General features: G+C 57.6%; 17 protein-coding genes and 1 riboswitch. Of the genes, 8 read left to right on the plus strand and 9 right to left on the minus strand.

The window, feature by feature from the left end; genetic code table 11:
- Positions 1–71 precede the first annotated feature (71 nt).
- The 4 genes from ACTJJ7_RS24750 (at position 72) to ACTJJ7_RS24765 (ending at position 3,904) form a co-directional block, all read left to right on the plus strand.
- Positions 72–1,127: an NAD-dependent epimerase/dehydratase family protein gene (locus ACTJJ7_RS24750; protein ID WP_440969143.1), complete on the plus strand. Its 1,056-nt coding sequence runs from the start codon at positions 72–74 to the stop codon at positions 1,125–1,127.
- A gap of 166 nt (positions 1,128–1,293) precedes the next feature.
- On the plus strand, positions 1,294–1,440 hold the full coding sequence (locus ACTJJ7_RS24755) for a hypothetical protein (protein WP_440969144.1): 147 nt from the start codon (positions 1,294–1,296) through the stop codon (positions 1,438–1,440).
- Between the two features lie 13 nt (positions 1,441–1,453).
- Positions 1,454–2,275: an NAD-dependent epimerase/dehydratase family protein gene (locus ACTJJ7_RS24760; RefSeq protein ID WP_440969145.1), complete on the plus strand. Its 822-nt coding sequence runs from the start codon at positions 1,454–1,456 to the stop codon at positions 2,273–2,275.
- Between the two features lie 765 nt (positions 2,276–3,040).
- A complete protein-coding gene (locus ACTJJ7_RS24765) occupies positions 3,041–3,904 on the plus strand; it encodes a protein-L-isoaspartate O-methyltransferase family protein (RefSeq protein WP_440969146.1) in 864 nt (287 codons plus the stop codon).
- Positions 3,905–3,958: 54 nt separating this feature from the next.
- Here the strand turns inward: ACTJJ7_RS24765 and ACTJJ7_RS24770 are convergent, their stop codons facing one another.
- The 5 genes from ACTJJ7_RS24770 to ACTJJ7_RS24790 all read right to left on the minus strand — a co-directional run bounded on the left by ACTJJ7_RS24770 (position 3,959) and on the right by ACTJJ7_RS24790 (position 11,188).
- Positions 3,959–4,780, minus strand: coding sequence for a DUF2182 domain-containing protein (locus ACTJJ7_RS24770; RefSeq protein WP_440969147.1), 822 nt, complete (start codon positions 4,778–4,780; stop codon positions 3,959–3,961).
- Between the two features lie 2 nt (positions 4,781–4,782).
- Complete coding sequence (locus ACTJJ7_RS24775; RefSeq protein ID WP_105738189.1) at positions 4,783–5,418, minus strand: DUF1326 domain-containing protein; 636 nt, start codon at positions 5,416–5,418, stop codon at positions 4,783–4,785.
- A gap of 101 nt (positions 5,419–5,519) precedes the next feature.
- Positions 5,520–6,200 carry a peroxiredoxin-like family protein gene (locus tag ACTJJ7_RS24780; RefSeq protein ID WP_105738235.1) on the minus strand — a complete coding sequence of 227 codons (681 nt, stop codon included), beginning with the start codon at positions 6,198–6,200 and terminating at the stop codon, positions 5,520–5,522.
- 23 nt (positions 6,201–6,223) lie between these two features.
- Positions 6,224–9,493: an adenylate/guanylate cyclase domain-containing protein gene (locus ACTJJ7_RS24785; RefSeq protein WP_440969148.1), complete on the minus strand. Its 3,270-nt coding sequence runs from the start codon at positions 9,491–9,493 to the stop codon at positions 6,224–6,226.
- 396 nt (positions 9,494–9,889) lie between these two features.
- On the minus strand, positions 9,890–11,188 hold the full coding sequence (locus ACTJJ7_RS24790) for an amidohydrolase family protein (protein ID WP_440969149.1): 1,299 nt from the start codon (positions 11,186–11,188) through the stop codon (positions 9,890–9,892).
- A 267-nt stretch (positions 11,189–11,455) separates the two neighbouring features.
- Here ACTJJ7_RS24790 and ACTJJ7_RS24795 point away from each other — a divergent pair, with 267 nt between their 5' ends.
- A complete protein-coding gene (locus ACTJJ7_RS24795; protein WP_440969150.1) occupies positions 11,456–12,520 on the plus strand; it encodes a GSU2403 family nucleotidyltransferase fold protein in 1,065 nt (354 codons plus the stop codon).
- A gap of 38 nt (positions 12,521–12,558) precedes the next feature.
- On the opposite strand, the gene gcvP is transcribed toward ACTJJ7_RS24795, so the two are convergent.
- From gcvP to ACTJJ7_RS24815, 4 genes are all read right to left on the minus strand, one after another.
- The gene (gcvP, locus tag ACTJJ7_RS24800; protein ID WP_440969151.1) at positions 12,559–15,357 is read right to left on the minus strand and encodes an aminomethyl-transferring glycine dehydrogenase; all 2,799 of its coding nucleotides are present in this window, start codon (positions 15,355–15,357) and stop codon (positions 12,559–12,561) included.
- 10 nt (positions 15,358–15,367) lie between these two features.
- The gene (gene gcvH, locus ACTJJ7_RS24805; protein WP_182552720.1) at positions 15,368–15,745 is read right to left on the minus strand and encodes a glycine cleavage system protein GcvH; all 378 of its coding nucleotides are present in this window, start codon (positions 15,743–15,745) and stop codon (positions 15,368–15,370) included.
- Complete coding sequence (gcvT, locus tag ACTJJ7_RS24810) at positions 15,742–16,845, minus strand: glycine cleavage system aminomethyltransferase GcvT (protein ID WP_130273148.1); 1,104 nt, start codon at positions 16,843–16,845, stop codon at positions 15,742–15,744. The genes gcvH and gcvT overlap by 4 nt, the downstream gene beginning before the upstream one ends.
- Before the next feature lie 150 nt (positions 16,846–16,995).
- Positions 16,996–17,092, minus strand: a riboswitch (glycine riboswitch).
- 129 nt (positions 17,093–17,221) lie between these two features.
- Positions 17,222–18,229 carry an adenylate/guanylate cyclase domain-containing protein gene (locus ACTJJ7_RS24815; protein ID WP_105738201.1) on the minus strand — a complete coding sequence of 336 codons (1,008 nt, stop codon included), beginning with the start codon at positions 18,227–18,229 and terminating at the stop codon, positions 17,222–17,224.
- A 450-nt stretch (positions 18,230–18,679) separates the two neighbouring features.
- On the opposite strand from ACTJJ7_RS24815, the gene ACTJJ7_RS24820 reads away from it, so the two are divergent.
- Genes ACTJJ7_RS24820 through ACTJJ7_RS24830 form a run of 3 tightly spaced genes read left to right on the plus strand, consistent with a single transcriptional unit; the run spans position 18,680 to position 22,246 of the window.
- On the plus strand, positions 18,680–19,684 hold the full coding sequence (locus ACTJJ7_RS24820; RefSeq protein WP_440969152.1) for an LLM class flavin-dependent oxidoreductase: 1,005 nt from the start codon (positions 18,680–18,682) through the stop codon (positions 19,682–19,684).
- Positions 19,685–19,700: 16 nt separating this feature from the next.
- Positions 19,701–21,053 carry an LLM class flavin-dependent oxidoreductase gene (locus ACTJJ7_RS24825; protein WP_440969153.1) on the plus strand — a complete coding sequence of 451 codons (1,353 nt, stop codon included), beginning with the start codon at positions 19,701–19,703 and terminating at the stop codon, positions 21,051–21,053.
- The gene (locus ACTJJ7_RS24830; RefSeq protein ID WP_440969154.1) at positions 21,053–22,246 is read left to right on the plus strand and encodes a M20 aminoacylase family protein; all 1,194 of its coding nucleotides are present in this window, start codon (positions 21,053–21,055) and stop codon (positions 22,244–22,246) included. Before ACTJJ7_RS24825 ends, ACTJJ7_RS24830 begins: the two co-directional genes overlap by 1 nt.
- The last annotated feature ends 9 nt before the right edge of the window (positions 22,247–22,255 follow it).

A 22,255-nucleotide genomic window follows, 5' to 3' on the forward strand; every position in this document is an offset into this window, starting at 1 on the left:
CGGGGTACATTTTAGATTTGGTTGCAGTTTTATCACCAACAAGTTTAAATAGAAATATTGGGAGAATAAACGTGAGCAACGGCACATGTCTTGTCACGGGTGGAGCTGGTTTCATCGGTTGCGCGATTTCATCTCAGCTGTCCAAGCTCTATGATCGCGTTATAGTTGTAGACAATCTTCATCCGCAGGTACATGAATCCCGAATCCGTCCAGATTCCCTTTGTAAAAGTGTAGAACTTGTCGTGGCGGATATTACCGAGCCACCGACGTGGGAATCACTACTTTCGGATTGTTCTCCCGACACGGTAATTCATCTGGCAGCAGAAACTGGCACCGGTCAATCCTTTTCAGAGGCGTCGCGTCATTCCCACACAAATGTCACGGGCACGACCACAATGCTTGACGCTTTCTATCGGCACGGGATACGTCCCAAGCGCTTTGTCCTTACTAGTAGCCGTGCTGTATATGGTGAGGGCGCTTGGCAATCGCTTAAGAACAATACCATATTTTACCCGGGGCAGCGCAGCCGCGAGCAACTCGCGGCTGCGAAATGGGACTTTGACGGAGAACCATTGGCAATGGAGGCAGGACATATTCACCCAGTGCCTGTCAGCATCTATGGTGCCACCAAACTTGCTCAGGAACATATTTTGGCTTCCTGGTGCAACGCAAGTGGATCCGAATTGGTAGTGCTCCGTCTGCAAAATGTTTTTGGGCCCGGACAATCCCTGATCAATCCTTATACAGGTATTGCTTCCCTATTTTGCCGGCTCGGCAAGAGTGGTAGATCAATTCCACTTTATGAAGATGGAATGATGTTGCGTGATTTCGTTCTCATCGACGATGTTGCTGTAGCTCTCGTAAGAGCTGCCCACAAACCAAGTATCACGGAACGTGTATTGGACATTGGGGGCGGCGTTCCAATCACGATCAAGTATCTCGCGGAGCAGATCGCAGAAATCTACTCTGCCCCAAAACCTCATTTCACTGGCGAATATCGTTATGGAGATGTTCGGCATGCGTTCTCAAAAGCGCAGAATGCGCGTGAAAACCTTGACTGGGAGCCAAAGATCTCCCTTCAGAGCGGTCTTCGTTCATTGATCCATTGGATCGATAAGCGTGCTTAAGCCTGCCTATTCATCCGCAAATCCTGCCTGCTTCATACTGTCCGTCGCCTCGTTGCGACGGGCTCTACCAAGTTTTCAACGACGTTCAGGGCCTCAGGTCACAAGGCTTTGAAGCTCAAAAATCATGTTCACTCGCCACATTATCTTTTCAAACAGGTGTTATCGCATGGCAAAAACAATTCCGCTTGAAAGGATGATACTGGAGCTGAGGTTGTTGCGTTTTGACCACATGCCGCGGCGTAATCCGGATGACTGGTTGACTTACATCTTTGAGAAATGGCATCTACGTCGCAACCTTGAGAAGGAAGATTGATTTGAGGTATTTGGTGACCGGAGCCAATGGCTACGTTGGCCGTCATGTTGTTGCGTCCTTGGTTTCTCGAGGGCAGAACGTTGTCGTTGCAACCCGTAGCAAGATGTCGCGTGATGATGGCGTTGAAATCTTTGATGGCGATGTTCTCATACCGAACCTGAATATTTTCGAAGAGACCGGACGGCCTGATATTTTGATCCATTTGGCTTGGGAAGACGGTTTTGTTCACGCCAGCCCCAAACATTTGGATAACCTGCCGGCACATGTCATTTTCCTCAAGAACATGCTTGCCGGTGGTTTAAGGCATGTGGTCGGTGCGGGAACTTCTCACGAAATCGGTTTTCATGTCGGCCCCATCACAGAGCACACGCCCACTTTTCCACAGAATGCCTATGGAATAGCCAAAAATCACCTTCGGTTGGTCCAGGAACTATTATGCAGAGAACATTGTGCTGTCAGCCAATGGGTAAGATGTTTTTACATTGTTGGAGACGACATCAACAACAATTCGATCTTTAAGAAATTGCTGCTAGCCGAAGCGGAAGGAAGAGCAGAATTCCCATTGAACTCCGGCGAACTGCTTTATGATTTTGTAGATGTAGCTGAACTGGGTGAAATGATTGCAGATGTTGCTGGTCAGGATCAAATTGCGGGTACCATCAACTGTTGTTCTGGCGAACCAGTTACGCTCAAGACAATGGTCTTACGCTTCATTGAGAAGAATAATTTGAAGATCAAGCCGATCTGGGGTGCATTTCCAATGAGAACCTATGATTCCCGTGCGATTTGGGGCGATGCAACGAAAATCCGTGCAATTCAGGCAGTCAAAGGCTAACTCAAAAATTAGCCTGTTCAATGTATAGCCGTTCCTGGAATCGGAACTGGTCCAGCCCAATCGCAATCCAGCAGATGTGTTTTATCCTATAAAAAGCCCTGTTGTGAACCAAGACATTTATATCAAAGGGGCATCGACACAACCTCCAACACTTAAACATCCGATGTATCGGCGAGCAAGTAAGAGCATCGAGTTGATGTTGGCCTACTAATACTCCGCTTCCATATTCAAAAAATACTGATCACACCTGTAGTTTACAAACATCACCGATTAAAGAACGCCTATTTCTCAATATTTTTCAAGTATAATTCTATTAAATAAACTTACTGCAGCGGGATCCGTATAAGGTTGATTGCCGCACTAGGACGAATATCACTTGTCCAAGTACACACCAAGTGAACATCGTAGCAGCAAGCAACCATAAGATTGCTATATATGTGCAGAACGGACGCTTTAATTGGGTTTTGCGGTTTCACAGATTTTTTGCGAGGACAATACTTACGGACATAAAGCCACTTACGAGAAACTTTTGTGCTGACGCGAGGGCATAAACTGCTTATGGCCGACACATACTTGCAACTTTACTGACGTAAATGCATCTTAGAGATGATCGGCTTGAGATCAAGGAGGCACAATCCTAAAACATGCCGCTGAGATAGGCGATGCTTGTCCAATTCACAAATGTGTGGGTGGAATTATGATTCAAGCTGGGGAAAAAGCGCAAATCCGCGAAGTCAACTTGCCAACTAACCGCGGATTTCGCTCATGACGCCTGACGAACTGAAGATAGTGCGCCGCGCCTACGCGATGCAGATCGCAGCTGCAGCGGGAATCGCTGACAAAGCCGTCGAAGGTGCGTTTGCTGCGGTGCCCAGAGAAGATTTCCTCGGGCCCGGACCGTGGCCGGTGCTGCGGTGGCAGGAAGACTACACGCCGACACCCGGCGCTGATCCGGTTTATCTCTATACCGACAGTCTTGTGGGCATTCTGCCCGAACGGCACATCAACAACGGCCAGCCGTCGCTGCACGCCTTCCTTCTTTCGCAGAGCGCTCCCCGCAAAGGCGAACACATCGTGCATATCGGTGCCGGTACCGGCTACTACTCCGCAATCATGGCACAGCTCGCTGGTCCATCCGGCAGGGTCACTGCGATCGAATACGACCCGGAACTTGCCGCAAGGGCGCGCACAAATCTTGCCGCCCATGCGAACGTTTCGGTGCTGCAAGGCGACGGAAGCAAAATTGGATTTGAAGCCGCAGACCTGATCTATGTCAATGCAGGGGCGACCAAGCCGGCAGATATCTGGCTCGACCGCCTCAAGGAAGGCGGCAGACTGATCCTGCCGCTCACGACCGAAAAGGGCTTCAGCAGCGATTGGAGCAAAGTACACCGGCGTGGCGGCGTCTTTCTGATAACGCGTGAAGCGGAGAAATTTTGGGCCAGGTGGATATCGCCGGTGGCGATTTACCCATGCGAGGGAATGCGCGATGCGGCATCGGAAAAGGTGCTTGCGAGAGCCTTTGAGAGCAGTGACTACAAACGGGTCACGCGCCTCTATCGTAGCGAGGACATTCCAGCAGAACGCTGTTGGCTGCGGGCACCAGGCTGGTCGCTCGCCTACGCTTGAGGACCGGTTTCGGGCAGGCGAGGCGGTTTCCGACCTTCCATTGCGCCGGATAAATCAGAGCATCGCTGCGCCCAGCAGCCATAATCCGGCTGCGCACAGTGCAAGCCCGGACAACCGGGAAAACCAGCGTCCCCTCGCCACCAGCTTTTCAGCAAGAACAAAGATCGCGACGGCCGCAATCCACAGGACATTCATCACCCCGCCGATGAAGAGCAAACCCATCAGCGCCCAGCAGCATCCAACGCAATACATGCCGTGGCGAAAGCCAAGCGCAATGGAACCCGGAGGATCACGCCGGAACCCGCCGTGCCGATGAATGAACATGACAGGCGCCTTGCACTGTCTGAGGCAGATATCCTTCAGCGGCGTCCACTGAAACAGCCCGATGGCGATCAGCATAATCCCGCTGAAAATACCGCTCGCGCTCGTCATCATGGGGGTGAGCAGCAAGGTACTTTCCAAGGCCCATTGGCCAAGGGTCGCGGCACAAGCGAAAGCCATCCAGGCGAGAAAATAGCCGCCAAGGAAGAACCCCGTTGCTGCCAACGGCTTGCCTTCCACCTCACTGTGCCGGCCAACCCGCGCGTAGAGCAGGATCATCGGTGCGGCGGAGGGTGTCATCATGCCGATCATCATGACCATCCACATCAACAATGTGACAGCAAGTTCGGTCATGGTCCACGACCGAAACCCCGTCATCATCATCGCATCGAGCGAAGCGGCATCCATGCCCTGCATCGCCGTGTCATCGCTGTACATGCTGCGTGCGAGCCAGAAAATATAGACCCACGCGATCATTGTGAGTGCGGCAAGGGACGCGGCGACGATCCATCGATCGCGCCGCAGTACCGCTTCGAGCGCAGTGGCACTCATCACATTCAATGCACCACACCGCTTTGGGTGAGATGCAATCTGGCGAACTGCGCATGAGAGTCAGGAATGGACAGCTTCAGAGGGCCTTGCGTCTCAGCCCAGCCGCGCCCCACCTCGCATGTGTCATATTCAAAACCGTTTGGCAGGTTGATGCGCGCGCGATGGGTTTGGCCGGTGACCGGATTGAGGATCGGCTCGCCGCGCGCCTCGATCCATCCGGGAACATTCAGGCGCGCCGTGCGGCCGCTCACATCCACTTCAAAATCCATTTTTGCAAAGACCGGATCGTGGACTTTCTCGAACGTCGTCGAAAAGACCTGGAAAAACGTCGCGCCAGGTTCGGTATCCAAGCCGCTGACGATGCGCAGCAGCGCTTCACGCTGCCCGGCCGACGCACGCTCATCGATGATCGGCACGGCTTGGCCCTTGCCCTCATGGATCGCTCCCGGCCAGGCCACGATCATGGCGCATTTCAGCCCGTCCAGTTTTGTGGTTCCGTGATGACCTTCGTCGATTGCAATGGCCGCAACTGCGCAGCAATCTCCCCGTGTCGGCAAAGCGTTGAACTGACAGGGGCAGCCATAAGCACAGTTGCAGTGTACGAATTCACGGCCCACGAGGGTCCATTTAACGTCCGTCATTTTCTCCTCCTGTTTCTTGTTTTATTTGTTCTTTGTTCTCCAACGGATATTTGACCATTCGTCCGGCGCAGGCCCTGCCTTGCAGGCAGACAAGCGTCGCTCTATGCGGCAATCTGCGAAGCGGCGGACATGAGTTCCTGCGGCGCCGGCACCCCAAACATGTAACGGCCGCCTTCGGGCACTTCGGTAAAGCTCCAGCGCACGATACCATCGCGATCCAGCAGAAACTCTCCCACGAGCTGACCTTCGCCCGTTGCGATCATCTGGCGGTCCGCTTCGGAAAATTCATATCCGTCCAATTTGTCGAGAAACTCGACCGCTGCCATCGTATTCATCGGTCCAGGCAGTTCGCCGGGCATGTCAATGCGCATATTCATGACGGCGTCAGCGCTGACCTTGTATGGCCAGTCGCTTTCAGCCGCGTTGAACTCGACATTGGGCAGGCCGAATGCCCGGTGCGAGACCCGTTCCGGATCGGAAGCAGCCAGCAGATTGGGCAAGGGGTGGTATCTGAAATAGAGCCGGGCACGGTCGATTGGCGTATTCACCACTGTCAGGCTGCCAATGCCTTTCTCACGCAGGGCACCTTCGAGCTGCGACATGGCGGTGATCTGGCGCCGGCAGAACGGGCAATGCAAACCGCGAAACAGGCCCACCAAAACCGGCTTGCGGCCGCGAAAATCATCAATGGCGACTTTGCCCTGACGCGTGATCGCGTCGAGCACAACATTGGGCGCCCGGTCGCCGGGTTGCAGCGGTCCTTTGATTTGAGGTTCGGGCATATGCATCATCCCCTTCCACGCGGCTAGTCAAGAAATGGCAGTACAACCAGCGCTTCAGGGTCGAGCCCATGTTGGACGCAGACCTCTTGCGCCATGGCGAAATATCGTTCCGCCTCGGCCAAATCATCGAGGTCGAGATTGAGCGTCGCCAGCCCATCATAACACGGAAACAGCAATTGTGGTTCACCGATTTCGCGCGCCACCTCAAGGGCTTCATTGTAGCATTCACGCGCCAGTTCCGGTTGATCATGGCACTGATGAATTTGTCCAAGCACGACGAGGGGAACGGCGAGGTGATCACGCTGATCGAGCGCACGATCGATCTCGATCGCCTTTTCGACCGCAGGCACGCCTTCGCTGACACACCGGTCGGTGAAGGTGCAGTAGGCCACGGCAAGATTGGCAAGGAGACGCGCTTGAAAGCCCAGGTCGCCGATGCGGCGCGCCACAGCCAGCCCGCGCTGGCACACCTGGATCGCGCGCTCCGGGTTGACCATCGTATAGAGCACCGAAAGATTGGTGTAGCCGCGACAGGCAGCACTGAAAAGGCCGGCATCTTCTGCGACCTTGACACTTCGCTCTACCTCGCTCAGCGCCTCCTGGCTCCGGCCAAGCCGTGCGAGCGCCACCCCCTTGGTGTTGAGCGCTTCCGCAGTGACCCGCGCCGTTTCGATCTCACTTTCGACGCCGGTTTCGGACGCCAGGGTTTGAGCATAGTGCAAGGCCTTATCAGCCCACCCCACGGCAGCAGCGTGGTCGCCGGTGCGAAACGCAAGGTGGCCGCGTTCCTGCGAAAGATGCGCGTGTTCAATCAGCGGACTCATTCCTTCAAGCAGTGCTGCTGCCTCGGCATAGCGTGCCTCGGCCTGCTCGCGCTTGCCGGTGTCCCAAAGCAATCGCCCAAGCTTGCGCAATATTCTTGCGGTAGCCGCGAGATCCCCCGTGGACCGATGAACGTCAAGGACGGTCTGGTACTGTTCGTCAGCCACATCGCGCTGACCGGCAGGCCCGCTAAGATCGGCAATGCGTTCGCGCAGGAGCAGCGATTCCCGTCCCTCATCGCCAGCGGTCGACAGGGCATCCAGTGCCTGCCTGTAGAAACGGAGCGCGTCATCATTGGCGTAGGTCTTGCGCGCCCGGTCGCCCGCCGCCGTCAGATAGCGCGCGCCTTTCATTCTGGCTGCGGTTTGGCTGAAGTGATGGCCCAACATTGCCAGATCTTCGAGACGTTCCGGGTCGTCCCCATACAACCGCTCCAGTGTATCGCCAATGAGCGCATGCATTTCGATGCGCCGTTGCAACAGGAGATTGTGATAAATCACGTCATGAAGCAGCGTCTGCGTGAAACGGTAAGCTGGTGCCGATATCGGGTTTGCGCCAGGAATTTCCTCGATGATTTCAGCATCGCAAAGAAGATCGACCCCCGCTTCCACACGTGCCGGAGCAGCCGAAATGGTCTTCAAGAGCTTTGTATCAAAACGGGGCCCAATGACGGCAGCTTCCTGAGCCAATCTGCGCACGTCCGGCGGCAGCCTGTCCATTCGGGCGAGCAACATTGCCTGTATACCGGCGGGAATATCGGCTGCAGCCTCCCTGTTCGCAACCCGCCAATGCCGTTTGTCCCTGTGCACGGCGCCAACTTCAATGAAATGCCGCACGATTTCCTCGATAAACAGCGGATTGCCGTTGGCACGGTCGAGAATGCGGTTGCACAGATCGGCAGGCAATCCATTGGGGCCGTGACCGAAGAAGGCAGTGAGCAGTTTCCGGCCGTCATTGGCATGCAAAGGGGGAAGGCGCAGCGCCGTCAGGCTGATGCGGCTTGAATCGAGCATATCCGTATCAAACGCAGGCCGATGCGTTGTCAGCAGCATGAAGCGGCTGCGCTCCAGACGGTCCATCAGAAAGCGCAATGCCTCAAGCGAGGCGGCATCAGCCCAGTGAAGGTCTTCGACGACGAGCAACAGGGGCGAGTGCGCCAGACGCTGCTCGAAAATGGTGCGGATTGCGTAGAATATCTGCCGGCGCAACTGCTCAGGCCCGACCTGACGCAGCACACCATCGGATTCGCCAAGGCCCATCACGTAAAGCAGGAGCGGCATCAACTGCTTGACGTCGCCGGGGGCGAGACCAAGTTCGCTCAGCCCGGCCGCAAGCAGCTCTTTTGTTTTCTCCGGTGAATCGTTGGCGCTGATTTCATAGGCGCTGCGCAATACAGCGGCAAGCGTTCCATATGACGGCTCACCGAGCGGCGAACAGATGGCGCGCCGGACCACGACATCGGCGAACCGGACTTCGTCACGCATGCCAGCGAGAAACTCTTCCGTCAGGCGTGATTTTCCAATGCCTGCCTCACCGATCAGGCGCACCAGTTGGGCCCGGCCAGCATATGCCAGGTCGAGACAGCCAAGCATGCGGTCAAGTTCCTTTTCACGTCCGACCAGCGGTGCACTCAAGCCAAGCGTTTCAAGGCCCCGTGCGGTGCGCGGCGCCTCGAGAACGCCCACCAGCCGGTGCACGGGAATACTGCCAACCTTGCCGCGCAGGGCCTGATCACCCAGTGAATCATAAGCAAAGGCATGGCGTGTAAGCCGGTAGGTCAAAGGTCCTGCTAGGATCTCGCCCGGTTTCGCCATTGACTGCAGCCGCTGTGCGCTGTTGACCGTATCGCCTGTCACCGAATAGGATTTGGCGCTGCCCGCGCCGAAACCGCCGGTAACAACCGGCCCCGTATTAATGCCAACGTGCAGAATGAGAGGCGAACCGGTGCGGGTTTGCCAGCGCTTTCCCACCGCTGCGGCCCGGTCAGCCATGTCCAGCGCCGCGCGAAGTGCCCGCTCAGGGTCGTCTTCATGCGCGACCGGAGCCCCGAACAATGCGAGCAGCGCATCGCCGATGAACTTGTCGACAAAGCCGCCGAAGCCCTGAACCGCCGCCGTCAGTTCCTCGAAAAGTTCGTTCTGGAGTGTTTGCATTACTTCCGGATCAAGCCGTTCGCTCAACGTGGTAAAACCGCAGAGATCGGCAAACAACACAGTTACGGTGCGCCGATCTGCACCGGTCTCGGGTTTGATCGGAACGGGCAGGGGAGCTTGCCCCGGCATCTCTCCCGGCTTTTGCGGGCCACTGACTGCCGGCGCATCGGCGATCTGCGTCCCACATTTTGGGCAGAAGAGGAAGTCGGGCGGGCACAGATATTTGCAGCTGGGGCACACACTGGCTTGCTTCGCGCCACATTTTGGGCAAAACGCAAAACTACTTTGAACGTCAAAACCGCAACTCGTGCAGTTCATCGATGTGACCTCGCGGGAAGCTGGATGTGCGATCCTGTCGCTGGTTATATCCCGCGGACTGGGCTCCCCAACAAATAATGGACCTGCTGCGAGGAACTGGCAAGCAGCAGGACTTCAAACCAACAATGCCAGAGCAGATTTTGTCTCAATAGAACGCATTCTGTTGAAACAAAATCTGCGCTCGAGATAATCGGGTTGCAAGTGTTTGAGCAGGGCATTACTGAAGACATGCCAGCACACTCCTCTTGGGTGCTGGCATCCCCCACCCCAGGGAGAAGGTCTAGGACCTTCACAACTTGGCCGGACCCAGTGGTCCGGCCCTTTTCCAGGGGTGTCCGATGAAAATTGAATCTACTCAATTGCTGGATAAAGATCGCGTAATCTATCTTATGGAACTCACATTACTCTCGCGAATGATGGGGCATAGCGGGCAGCATCGACCACATCAGGACGCCCGGCCAAAGCAAGCGTACTGATCCGTTTTGGCGTGCGTGCGATGACCTTGCCCGCCTTGATGACCACCAGCCGCGTCGCCTTGAGCCGGATGGCTTCGATTGCATCGGCAGCCTGCAGCAGCACCATATCCGCCTTGCAGCCGACCTCGAGACCATAATTTTCCAGATTGAGAATCCTGGCAGGCGCCGTGGTAACCGCAGCAAAACACTGGTTCATGGCGCTGCGGCTCGTCATCTGCGCCACGTGCAACCCCATGCTGGCGACGTCAAGCATGTCGGCCTGACCCAGCGAGTACCAGGGATCCATCACGCAGTCATGGCCGAAGGCAACGGTAACACCATGGGCCAGAAGCTCCGGAACCCGGGTCATGCCGCGGCGTTTCGGATAGGTGTCGTGACGGCCCTGAATGCCGATATTGATCAGTGGATTGGCAATCGCGGCCACGCCAGCCTCTGCAATCAACGGTAGAAGCTTGCTGACATAGTAATTGTCCATCGAATGCATGGAGGTCAGATGCGAGCCTGTCGAACGGCCGCCAAGACCAAGGCGCCGGGTTTCATAGGCCAGTGTTTCGATATGCCGTGACAGCGGATCGTCGGTCTCGTCACAATGCAGATCGATCATCAGGCCGCGATCCGCCGCAATCTCGCAGAGCGCTTTGACGCTGGCCGTGCCATCGGCCATGGTGCGCTCGAAATGCGGAATGCCGCCAACCACATCGACGCCGCGATCAAGCGCCCGCTTGAGCAGATCGACCGCACCCGGATAGCGGTAATAACCATCCTGCGGGAAAGCCACCAGTTGCAGGTCGATATAGGGCGCGACCTTTTTCCTGACCTCAAGGAGGGCTTCGACACCCAGCAGGCGCTCATCGCAGATATCCACGTGAGTCCGGATTGCCAGCAGCCCCTGTGAGACCGCCAGATCGCAATAGCGCAGAGCGCGCTCAACCACCGCTTCATGGGTGAGAAGCGGTTTCAATTCACCCCATATCTGGATTCCATCGAGCAGCAGCCCGCTGTCATTGAGGCGCGGCTGGCCGAGCGACAGCGTTGCATCCATATGAAAGTGACTATCGACAAAGGGGGGCGAAACCAGAAGACCGCCGGCATCGATCGTCTCCCCCGCCTCCCCGACCAGATTGACGCCAACCGCAACAATGCGGCCCGATTGCACGCCGATATCGATAGCCGTACGGCCGTCAGGCAAGGTTGCATTGGTGACTTTCAGATCGAACATGGAACCTCTTTGACTGTTTTGCCGGTTGCACTGTCTCTACTTTAACAGGCAAACACCCCATACCTGCAACGGGCAAACAGCACTGCAGGGAACTGCGATTGACACCGGCGCACTCAACTCACGTTAGTTATTGAAGAGCAAAGGATTATCCCCATTTCAACGGAATAATGAAGATATAGGGATAATCCTTTGCATATCAACTTTCTAATTTAGTTGTATCGGTGTATTATCCCTCTTGCTGCCATTAATGCAAGGTTTGGGGATAAGATGAGTAAATTCAGAGAATTATCTTCAGATCAGATACGCCAGCTCATTGATACGGAACAGGCCTATGATGTCTACCGGACCAGCCTGAAGGAGTATGAACAGCGTTTTTCCGGGTCGATGTCGTGGAAGAAAAGCACGAACGGCAAGAACTATCTCTACAAAAAAACACAGGGCATCTGGAAATCCCTTGGCCCTCGCTCGGCCGAAACGGAAGCGATCTTCGGGCAGTTTCATACGGGTCGCGAAAACGCCAAGACCCGTGTTTCCCGCCTGGCAAGGCGATTGGATGAACTTGCCCCTGTCAACCGGGCCATGGCGCTGGGCCGGGTACCGCTTCTGACGGCACGCATCATCCGCGCGCTCGGGAAATCGGGGTTGATCGGCACGGCGGTCGATGTCGTCGGCACCAATGCGCTTTTTGCCTATGAACGCATGGCCGGTGTCCAGATCACCGGCGGGCTTTTATCGACACAGGATGTCGACCTGTTGTTCGACTCCCGGTTCAGCCTGCGGCTGATCAGCAAGGATTTTTCCCACAAGGGTTTGATCGGGCTTCTGCAAAAAATCGATCATTCGTTTGCGCCACTGGCGAGAAATGGGTATCGCGCCGCCAACCGCGACGGCTTTCTCGTCGATCTGATCAAGCCGACGCCGAAGGACCGCATGTCGACGCGGGAGAAAACCCGGTTCAGCGCCGATGAAGAGGACCTGCAGGCAATCGAAATCGAAGGCCTGACGTGGCTGGTCAACAGTCCGAAAATCTCGACTGTTGTCATCGACGAAAAAGGCTATCCGCTGGACTATACCTGCCCTGATCCGCGTGCCTTCGCCTTGCACAAGCTGTGGTTGTCGCGCCGTAGCGACCGCGATGCTGCCAAACGCGTACGCGATGAGTTGCAGGCCAGAACCGTTGCCGGACTAATCCGGACAAGGCTGCCGCACCTGTCCTTCGAGGCAAATGACCTGCAGGCACTTCCCCTGGCATTGCGCCAATTGGCGCCCGAACTCGATCCCGTGCCTGACGATGATGCCGGCGAAGCTCTGAGTCTCACGCCGAACTGGTAAAAAGCCCCTCCCGGATGATCCGGAAGGGGCGCTTTGTCTTAGCTATAGGCCTGCATGGGCGGGCAGGCGCAGACGAGATTGCGATCCCCGGCGACATTGTCGATACGCGACACCGGCGGCCAGTATTTCGGGTTCTCTTCGCTCTCGCCTGCCGGCAGACTGGCTTCCCTGCGGGTATAGGGATGCGACCAGTCATCGGCCAGCACATCCCCGGATGGGTGCGGTGCATTGACCAGAGGATTGTCGTCACGCGGCCAGACGCCACTGGCAACCTTCTCCGCTTCCCCGGCAATGAGGATCATTGCATCACAGAAGCGGTCGATCTCGCGCTTGGATTCCGATTCCGTCGGCTCGACCATCAGCGTACCGGCAATCGGCCAGGACATGGTCGGAGCATGGAAACCGTAATCGATGAGACGCTTGGCGATATCCTCGACGCTGATCCCGGCACTGTCCTTCAGCACGCGGGTATCGAGAATGCACTCATGCGCCACGCGGCCGTTCTGTCCGGTGAACAGAACGGGATAGTGTCCCTTCAGCCGCTCCGCGATGTAGTTGGCGTTGAGAATAGCCATCTCGGTTGCACGCTTGAGGCCAGCTCCGCCCATCATGCGGATATACATCCATGTGATGGGAAGAATGGAGGCGCTGCCGAATGGGGCCGCTGAAACCGCATGCTGCGATCCCTTGGCCACATGGCCGGGCAGGAATGGAGCAAGATGCTTCTTCACGCCGATCGGACCAACACCTGGCCCGCCGCCGCCATGGGGAATGCAGAAGGTCTTGTGCAGGTTCATATGGCAGACATCGGCACCGATATCGCCGGGACGGGCAAGCCCAACCAGCGCATTGAGGTTGGCACCATCGAAATAGACCTGACCGCCATGCTGGTGAATGACCGTGCAGATATCCTTGACACCTTCTTCGAACACACCATGGGTCGAGGGGTAGGTGATCATCAGCGCTGCGAGATTGGCGCTGTGCTGCTCGGCCTTTGCCTTGAGGTCCTCAAGATCGATATCGCCAGCCTCTTCACACGCCACGACCACCACACGCATGCCAGCCATATGGGCACTGGCCGGATTGGTGCCATGCGCTGATTCCGGGATAAGGCAGATATCACGATGCGCATCGCCCCGATCCAGATGATAGCGGCGAATGGCCAGGAGACCGGCATATTCACCCTGGCTGCCGGCGTTGGGCTGCAGTGAAACCGCGTCAAAGCCGGTGATCTCGGACAGCCAGGCTTCCAGATCGTCGGTCATCGCCTTGTAGCCAAGGGCATGGCCGGCAGGAGCAAACGGATGCACATTGGCAACGCTGTTCCAGCTGACCGGAAGCATTTCGGCAGCGGCGTTGAGCTTCATCGTGCACGAGCCGAGCGGGATCATGGCGCGGTCGAGCGCCAGATCCTTGTCCGCCAGACGGCGCAGGAAACGCATCATTTCGGTTTCCGAGCGCTGCTGATGGAAAACGGCCTGGGTCATGAAACCCTCGGCCTGCCTTTCGCCGGGTAATGTTGCCTTTGCTTCCGCAGGCAGATTGGCACCGAAAAGCGCACTGAGTGCTTTCAGGTCCTCTTCCGATGTCGTTTCATCCACCGTGATGCCGAGGCGGTCCTGATCAACAACGCGCAGCAGACGTCCACCCTTTTCGGCTTGCGCTGCAATGGCGGCAGCTTTGCCGGGAGCAGTGACCGTAACCGTATCAAAGAACTGCGATCCAGCGATGGAAAGGCCCGCCCCTGTCAGCGCAGCGGCCAGACGGGCTGCCTGGGCATGCACGCGGCGGGCGATGGCCTGAAGCCCCTGCGGGCCATGCCAGATGGCATAGGACACCGCCATATTGGCCAGCAGCGCCTGCGCGGTGCAGATGTTCGATGTCGCCTTGTCGCGGCGGATATGCTGCTCGCGCGTCTGCAAGGCGAGGCGATAACCTGCCCGTCCCTTGCTGTCGACGGACTGGCCAACCAGACGGCCCGGAATGAGCCGCGTCAGCGTTTCGCTGACGGCGAGATAGGCGGCGTGCGGGCCGCCATAACCGATCGGCACGCCAAAGCGCTGCATGGAACCGGCAGCGATATCGACACCGGCCTTGGCAGGCGGCGCCGTGATCGTCAGGGCCAGCGGATCGGCCACGGCGATCACCAGCGCACCAGCGGCCTTGGCTGCTTGAATGACCGAAGCATGGTCGCCATAGACACCGAATGTGTCCGGCCATGGAACGATGATCGCTGCAACGCTGACGTTGATCTCGCCTTCATCCACGGTCATGCCCAGCGGCTCGGCGCGGGTCTTGACCACATCGACGGTCTGCGGATGCAGGGCACCGGCAATCACGATGCGGGTGCGCTTCTCACGATGATGGCGATAGGCAATGCCGACGGCTTCTGCAACGGCCGTCGCCTCGTCCAGGAGCGACGCGGATGCAACCGGCAAACCGGTCAGCTCCGTTACCAGCGTCTGGAAGTGGAACAGCAGCTCAAGGCGACCCTGGCTGATTTCCGACTGATACGGTGTATAGGCAGTATACCAGGCCGGATTTTCAAACAGATTGCGCAGGATGACGGCGGGCACATGGGTGCCGTGATAGCCCTGCCCGATAAAGCTCTTGTGGGTCTTGTTCTGGCTCATCTTGGCAGCAAGCTCGGCCAGAGCTTCCGATTCAGTGGCGGCCTCGGGAATGTCGAGTGGCCGTTCAAGCCGGATGGATTTCGGCACAGCCTGCGCAATCAAGGTTTCCAGCGACGGAATGCCAAGAGCGGCCAGCATGGCGCGGGAGCCCTGTGTGCTCGGACCGATGTGACGGTCAGCGAACGGGAATATGGTGTCTTTCATCATCATGCCTTCAGCCAATGATTGCTTTGTAGCCTGCCTCGTCGAGAAGGCCGGTCAGCTGATCCGGATTGGACAGCTTCATCTTCCATAGCCAGCCGTCGCTTGCGGCGGCCGAATTGACCAGAGACGGATCGCTTGCGGTTGCATCGTTCACTTCCGTCACTTCGCCATCGAGCGGCGCATAGACGTCCGATGCCGCCTTGACGGATTCAACCACAACCGTGGCATCGCCCTTGGACAAGGATTGACCGACGTCCGGCAACTGGACAAAAACCAGATCGCCGAGCTGATCCTGCGCGTGATCGGTAATGCCGACCGTCGCAATGTCATTCTCGACGCGGACCCATTCGTGATCTTCGGTAAAGTAAGTGGCTGCCATCTCAATTATCCTTTGTGGTAGCGATGTGGAGTGAAGGGAAGTGAATGAATATCGACCGGGACGCGGTTACCCCGCACCTCGGCGAAAACCTTGGAGCCCAGCGCGGACAGCTCCTTGCTGACATACCCCATGGCAACGGGGAAACCCGCCGAGGGTCCGAAACCGCCCGAGGTGACCAGCCCGACCTTGTTGCCGTCGGCATCGAAGAGTTCGGCATCGGTGCGCACCGGCTGCCGGCCATCGGGCTTCAAGCCGACGCGCTTCTTGGTGGATCCTGTTGCGATTTTGGCGAGAAGGGCCGCGGCGCCGATAAAGCCCGCCGTCTCGCGTACCGGCTTGGCAATGGCCCAGAGCAGTCCGGCATCCACCGGATCATAGTCCGGCGTTATGTCATGGCCGTGCAGGCACAGGCCTGCTTCGAGACGCAAACTGTCGCGGGCGGCAAGCCCGATCCAGGCAACACGCTCGTCGGCGAAAAGCTTTTCGACAAGCACACGGGCATCGGCTTCCGGCAGGCCGATCTCAAAACCGTCCTCGCCGGTGTAGCCGGAGCGGCTCATGAACCAGCCCGGCTTCGGCTCAAATCCGTTCATGAAAGCAAGGTCAGTTCCGGCAATACCGGCATCGCGCAACACATTCACGGCCTGCGGCCCCTGGATGGCCAGGAACACACGATCCAGCGCATCGATCTTGCAGTCGAAACCCTTGGCGACACCGCGCAGATGCGCTTCGTCCGCCGCCGCATTTCCGGCATTGGCAACGACCATGAAATGCTCATCGCCGAGACGCGTGACGATCAGGTCATCGAGGATGCCTGCCTTGTCATTGAGAAAGAAGGTGTATTTCGACTGACCCGTCTGCAGCGCAGACGCATCAAGCGGGCATGCGCGTGACAAGAGTGCCGCGGCCTGTGGCCCGGCAACATCAAAGAGCTGCATATGCGAAATGTCGAAAAGCCCGGCCTTCTCGCGCGTGTGAAGGTGTTCCTTCATCACACCGAGCGGATAGGTGATTGGCATCGACCAGCCGGCAAAACCGCCAAAGCGCGCATTCGCAGCCTTGTGCAGATCGTCAAGCGGCAATTGTTTCAGATTATCTTCAGTGCCCATTTTTACTCCAGAGACGTGCAAAGACCTCCGCCACACGACGGAACATTTCTTTGCCCCTCTGTCGGAAGCCTGAGAGACTCGCTCAATCAGGACCCCTGACTGAACTTACACCTTCGGCGCGGAGTTTCCCCCGACTTTCCAGAGTTGCCTTCCCGGTTTGCGGTTCCTGGTACCTGAGAGATTTCGGGCGATTTCCCCTTCGGTGGCCTGCACATTTCCATGCACGACACTCTCCCGCAAACTGACAGGGCCGAAGCCCTCGACAGGCCGGACCATAGCGCAACGGCCTCTGCCTGTCATCGTGCAAATGGCCGATTTGCCGCTTTGTGGACAGAAATTGTCTGAATGAGGATACTTCAACAAGGAGTACCCGCTGTCAGCGGGTCAGGGCAATCACCCCAAGCGCCTGCCCCCTGCCCTTGACGCCATGCATTCCAAGGTAATTTGCCTTGATTTCATTGGAGAAACTCATCCTCTGTGCCAATTCGCTGGAGATCAAAACCGGCGCGGCCAATGTGCGGCAGAGGCTCTCCAGCCGCGCTGTCGTATTCACCGTATCGCCGAAATAGGTGATCTTGTGGTGATCCACCCCGATCTCGGCCGTGATGATCGGCCCCCCGTGCAGGGCTGCACGCAGGCGCGGCACCCTCCCGAATCGCTCAAGCCATTGATTTGCATTCTTTTCGATACTGTCCAGAATATCAAAAACACAGCGCGCGCAGCTGGCATCCTTGATGCCGCGCTCAATGGGCCATGTGATGATGGCCGCGTCCCCGACATAGTCGTCAATGGCTCCGCCGTGACGCCGGACAGGTTCGGCGAAGGCGGCAAACAGCGCGCCAAGAAACTGCTGGGCCCGCAGATCGCCATGTTCTTCGGCAAACGAGGTCGACCCGACAAGATCGATGAAAAGGAACACCCGCTCTTCAGCCACCGGCTGGCGGTAGCGGCTCATCAGAAGACTGGCAAAAATGTCGCGGCCAAGAAGATCGCGCACCCGCAGGATGAAAATCATGACGGTCAGGACGGCAAGCGTGTAGAGCAGCACCTGCGGCGAAAGCGTTGCAACACGCCAGAAAGGTCCGTCAATCCAGCCGAAGCTCCACAGCGTTATCCCGCAAACGGCATTGCCGATGCTGATCAGCACATAATCGGCTATCAATGCGGTGACGAGAAAACCCGCTGTCGGCAGCGTGTTGATCCAGGCGCGCAACTTCGGAAAGATGAGCCCGCGTTCAAACGCCAGGATCGGAGCACAGATGGAGAGGGCAAACACCGCCCCTAAAAAGTACCCCTGACTGTAGACCAGCCAACTGTAGAGATAGCCGCTTGCCGCGACTGCACTGATAAGGAATACCCACAGTCCCACTGAATTTCTGCGCATATTCCCGTTCCGATCCGTTTCAAACTTTCAGGGCCGCCTTCTAGACCGCGTCCCTTCGTCATTCCATTGATGCGCCGAAAGATATTATCCAACCAATAGATATCTAAGATATCGCGATATCCATCTAGAGAATTATATGGAGGATCATCCCATCAGACTCACCGCCGTGCAAATTGTACATCGGTTACGGTCAATTTAAGGCTCCAGATTACTGGAAAATGACCATCGCCGAATAGTCGTTCAACGACAAACCCGATGCCCCGCATGCAAACCACCGGGATAATCCACGCCGTCGGCGAGCGGAATATTAATACAGTTTGCCCGCCGATTTTTAGCAAAGCGTTCTTTGACGGGCCTCGAAATCCGATAAAATCTGATTGCCTCTGAAAACGGAGTCCGCGCTGCCTGTGGCAATGCGTGGCTTCAATCACATGGAGGCCATACCCCAAAATGGGCTATGCACTGAGTTTGCTCGATAAAAGTCCGATCCACGATGGCGAAACGGCCAGCACCGCGCTAAAGCGGACGGTTGCGCTTGCCCGCCAGGCGGAACAGTGGGGCTTCCACCGGTTCTGGGTGGCTGAACACCATGATGCGCCAACGCTGGCAAGCTCGTCACCGGAAGTGCTGATCGCCTTTCTGCTGGCCAATACAAGCCGCATCCGCGTCGGCTCCGGCGGGGTCATGCTGCAGCACTATAGCCCCTACAAGGTGGCCGAAAATTTCAATGTCCTGGCTGCACTGGGACCCGGCCGCGTCGATCTCGGCGTGGGCAAGGCCCCCGGCGGACTGCCGTTTTCGACGCGTGCCCTGCAAGGCGTTATCCCGCGGACGCAGAAGCAGGATTTTTCCGCCCAGCTCGCCCAGCTCAGCGCCTTTCTCGATCAAGGACTGCCTGCGGATGACCCGCTTGCCGGGGTTCAGGCGACGCCGCGCCCTGCCATCGCCGCCAACCGCTTCCTGCTTGGCGCCAGCGTCGACAGCGCGCTGCTTGCCGCCTCCCAGGGCTGGGATTTTGTCTTCGCCAGCCATCTCAACGGCGACGAAACGATCTTGCAGGAGACACTGGACGCGTACCGGAAGGCAGCGCACGGCCGTGCGCCTCTCCTTGCCGTGGGGATCGTGGCGGCCGAAACGGATGCGGAGGCTGACCGGCTGACCGGCAATATCCAGCACTTCAAGGTGCATGTGGACAACGGCCAGAGCGTCACCGTCGGCAGCGTCGAACAGGCTGAAGAATATGCCCGCCAGGCAGGTGCAGCCGGTTACCGGATCGAGAAAAAGACGCCCAATGTCCTGCGCGGTGCGGCCCGCACGGTTTCTGATCAGCTCGACCGGCTGCATGACCGCTACGGCATAGGGGAATTCATCATCGATACCCCCATCAATGACGCTGCAAAGCGCCTCAGATCCATCGAACTACTGGCCCAGGCGCAATTCGCCGCTGCCGCGTGATCAAGGAGATTTAACCATGTCCAAGCGACCCATTCCATTCGGTGTGATGCTGCAAGGTGCCGGCGGCCACATGAATTCCTGGAAACACCCGAGTTCGCCTGTTGATGCCAGTGTCAATTTCGATTTCTTTGTCCGCAATGCCCGCAAAGCCGAGGAGGCAGGCATTGCCTTTGCCTTCGTCGCCGACGGGCTCTACATCAACGAAAAATCCATCCCGCATTTTCTCAACCGTTTCGAACCGATTGCCATTCTGTCGGCACTGGCCGCAACAACCTCGAAACTCGGCCTCGTCGGCACGGTCTCAACCTCCTACAGCGATCCCTTCACCGTTGCCCGGCAGTTCGGTTCGATCGACAAGATCAGCAACGGCCGCGCCGGCTGGAACGCCGTGACATCCCCGCTTGAAGGTTCAGCCAAGAATTACGGCCGCGACCATCCCGACCATGCCCTGCGCTATGAGATTGCAGACGAGCATCTTGAGGTGGTCAAGGGTCTGTGGGACTCATGGGATGATGACGCTTTTGTCCGCAACCGCGAAACGGGTCAATTTTTCGACAGGACCAAGCTGCATCGCCTGAACCATCATGGCCGGTTCTTCAACTCCGAGGGCCCGCTGAACATCAGCCGTTCCGAACAGGGCCAGCCGGTCATTTTCCAGGCCGGATCGTCCGATGACGGCATCGACCTTGCCGGCAAGCATGCGAACGGCGTGTTCACCAATCACGTGCCGATCGAGGAAGCGCAGGCCTTCTATCGCCGGGTCAAGCAGAGCGCGGTCGCGCATGGCCGCAAGCCGGACGATGTCCTGATTTTCCCCGGCATCGCACCGATCGTCGGTGCAACCGATGAAGAAGCGGAGGCAAAGTACCGTATCATCCGCGATCTGGTGACCGTTGACGAAGCGCTCGCCTATCTCGGGCGCTTCTTCGACCATCATGATTTCAGCGCCTATCCCATTGACGCGCCATTCCCGGAACTCGGCGATATCGGCAAGAACAATTTCCGCTCCACCACGGACCGCATCAAGCGCAATGCCAGGGAAAAGGGCCAGACCTTGCGCGAGGTTGCGCTGGAAGTCACAACGCCGCGCAATGCCTTCACCGGCACACCGCAGAAGATCGCCGACGAACTCATCCGCTGGGTCGAAACCGAAGCGGCCGACGGGTTCATTCTCGGCTTCCAGATCCTGACCGAAGGGCTTGAGGATTTCACGCGCGATGTACTGCCGCTGCTTGAGGAGCGCGGTTATCACAACAGGGTGCTTCCCGGCACGACATTGCGCGAAAACCTCGGCTTGCACTTCCGTGAAAGCCGCTATGCCAGGATTGATCAGGGCGCAAAGGAACGCATCAGGGAGACGGCACTCTGATGGATGAGCCAACAGACAGGATTGAGGAACGAATCAGCGGCTATCTCGATGAGATGGTCGCTCTTCGCCACGACCTGCACCGGAATCCCGAACTGGGTTACAACGAACACCGCACCAGCGCGCTCGTCGCCGACCGGCTGCGCGACTGGGGCTATCAGGTCACCGAGGGGGTCGGCAAAACAGGTGTTGTCGGAACCCTGCAGAACGGCAACGGCCCCAAACGGCTCGGCATTCGCGCCGATATGGATGCCCTGCCGATCGTCGAAGCGACGGGCCTGCCCTATGCCAGCACCATACCCGGAACAATGCATGCCTGCGGCCATGACGGGCACACAACCATCCTTCTGACCAGCGCCCGTTATCTCGCCGAAACGCGTGACTTCTCCGGCACCCTCAACGTCATCTTCCAGCCGGCCGAGGAAGGCGGTGCCGGCGCCCGCAGCATGGTTCGCGACGGCCTGTTCCAGCGCTTTCCCTGCGACGCCGTCTTCGGCCTGCATAACTGGCCGGGTGTTCCCACGGGCCAGTTCGGGTTCATCACCGGCCCGGCCATGGCCTCGGTCGACAAGGTCACGGTCCGGATCATCGGCAAGGGCGGCCACGGCGCCCGCCCCCAGGAAACCATTGATCCCGTCGTTGCCAGCGCCTCTTTCATCATGGCGCTGCAAAGCATTGTCGCCCGCAATATCGATCCGCTTGATGCCGCGGTGATTACGGTTGGCACCATCCATGCAGGCATCGCCCCCAACGTCATACCCGACAGCGTCGAGCTGGAACTGACGGTGCGCACCTTCCGCAAGGAAGTGCGGGAAGCCATCAAATCCCGCCTCACCACGCTGGCGAAAGCGCAGGCCGAAAGCTACGGCGCTGTCGCCGAGGTGGCATATCCCAGCGGCTATCCCGTGCTGGTCAACCATGCCGATGAAACGGCGTTCGCCAGAAACGTGGCGCTTGAACACTTCGGCGATGCGCGGATCGAGAAGGATTTCCGGCCGATTTCCGCCAGCGAGGATTTTGCCTTCATGCTGCAGGAAACACCGGGAAGCTATCTTTTCCTCGGCAACGGCGACAGCGCTCCACTGCACAGCCCGCTCTACAATTTCAATGACGAGATTCTGCCGTCAGCCGCCCGTTACTGGGTGAAGCTGACCGAAGCCTATCTCACCAGGAATCCCTCCGACAGGCCCATCTGACAAGAACGC

Origin of the sequence: Phyllobacterium sp. 22229 (assembly GCF_052056495.1) — a bacterium.
Classification (GTDB): Bacteria; Pseudomonadota; Alphaproteobacteria; order Rhizobiales; family Rhizobiaceae; genus Phyllobacterium; species Phyllobacterium myrsinacearum.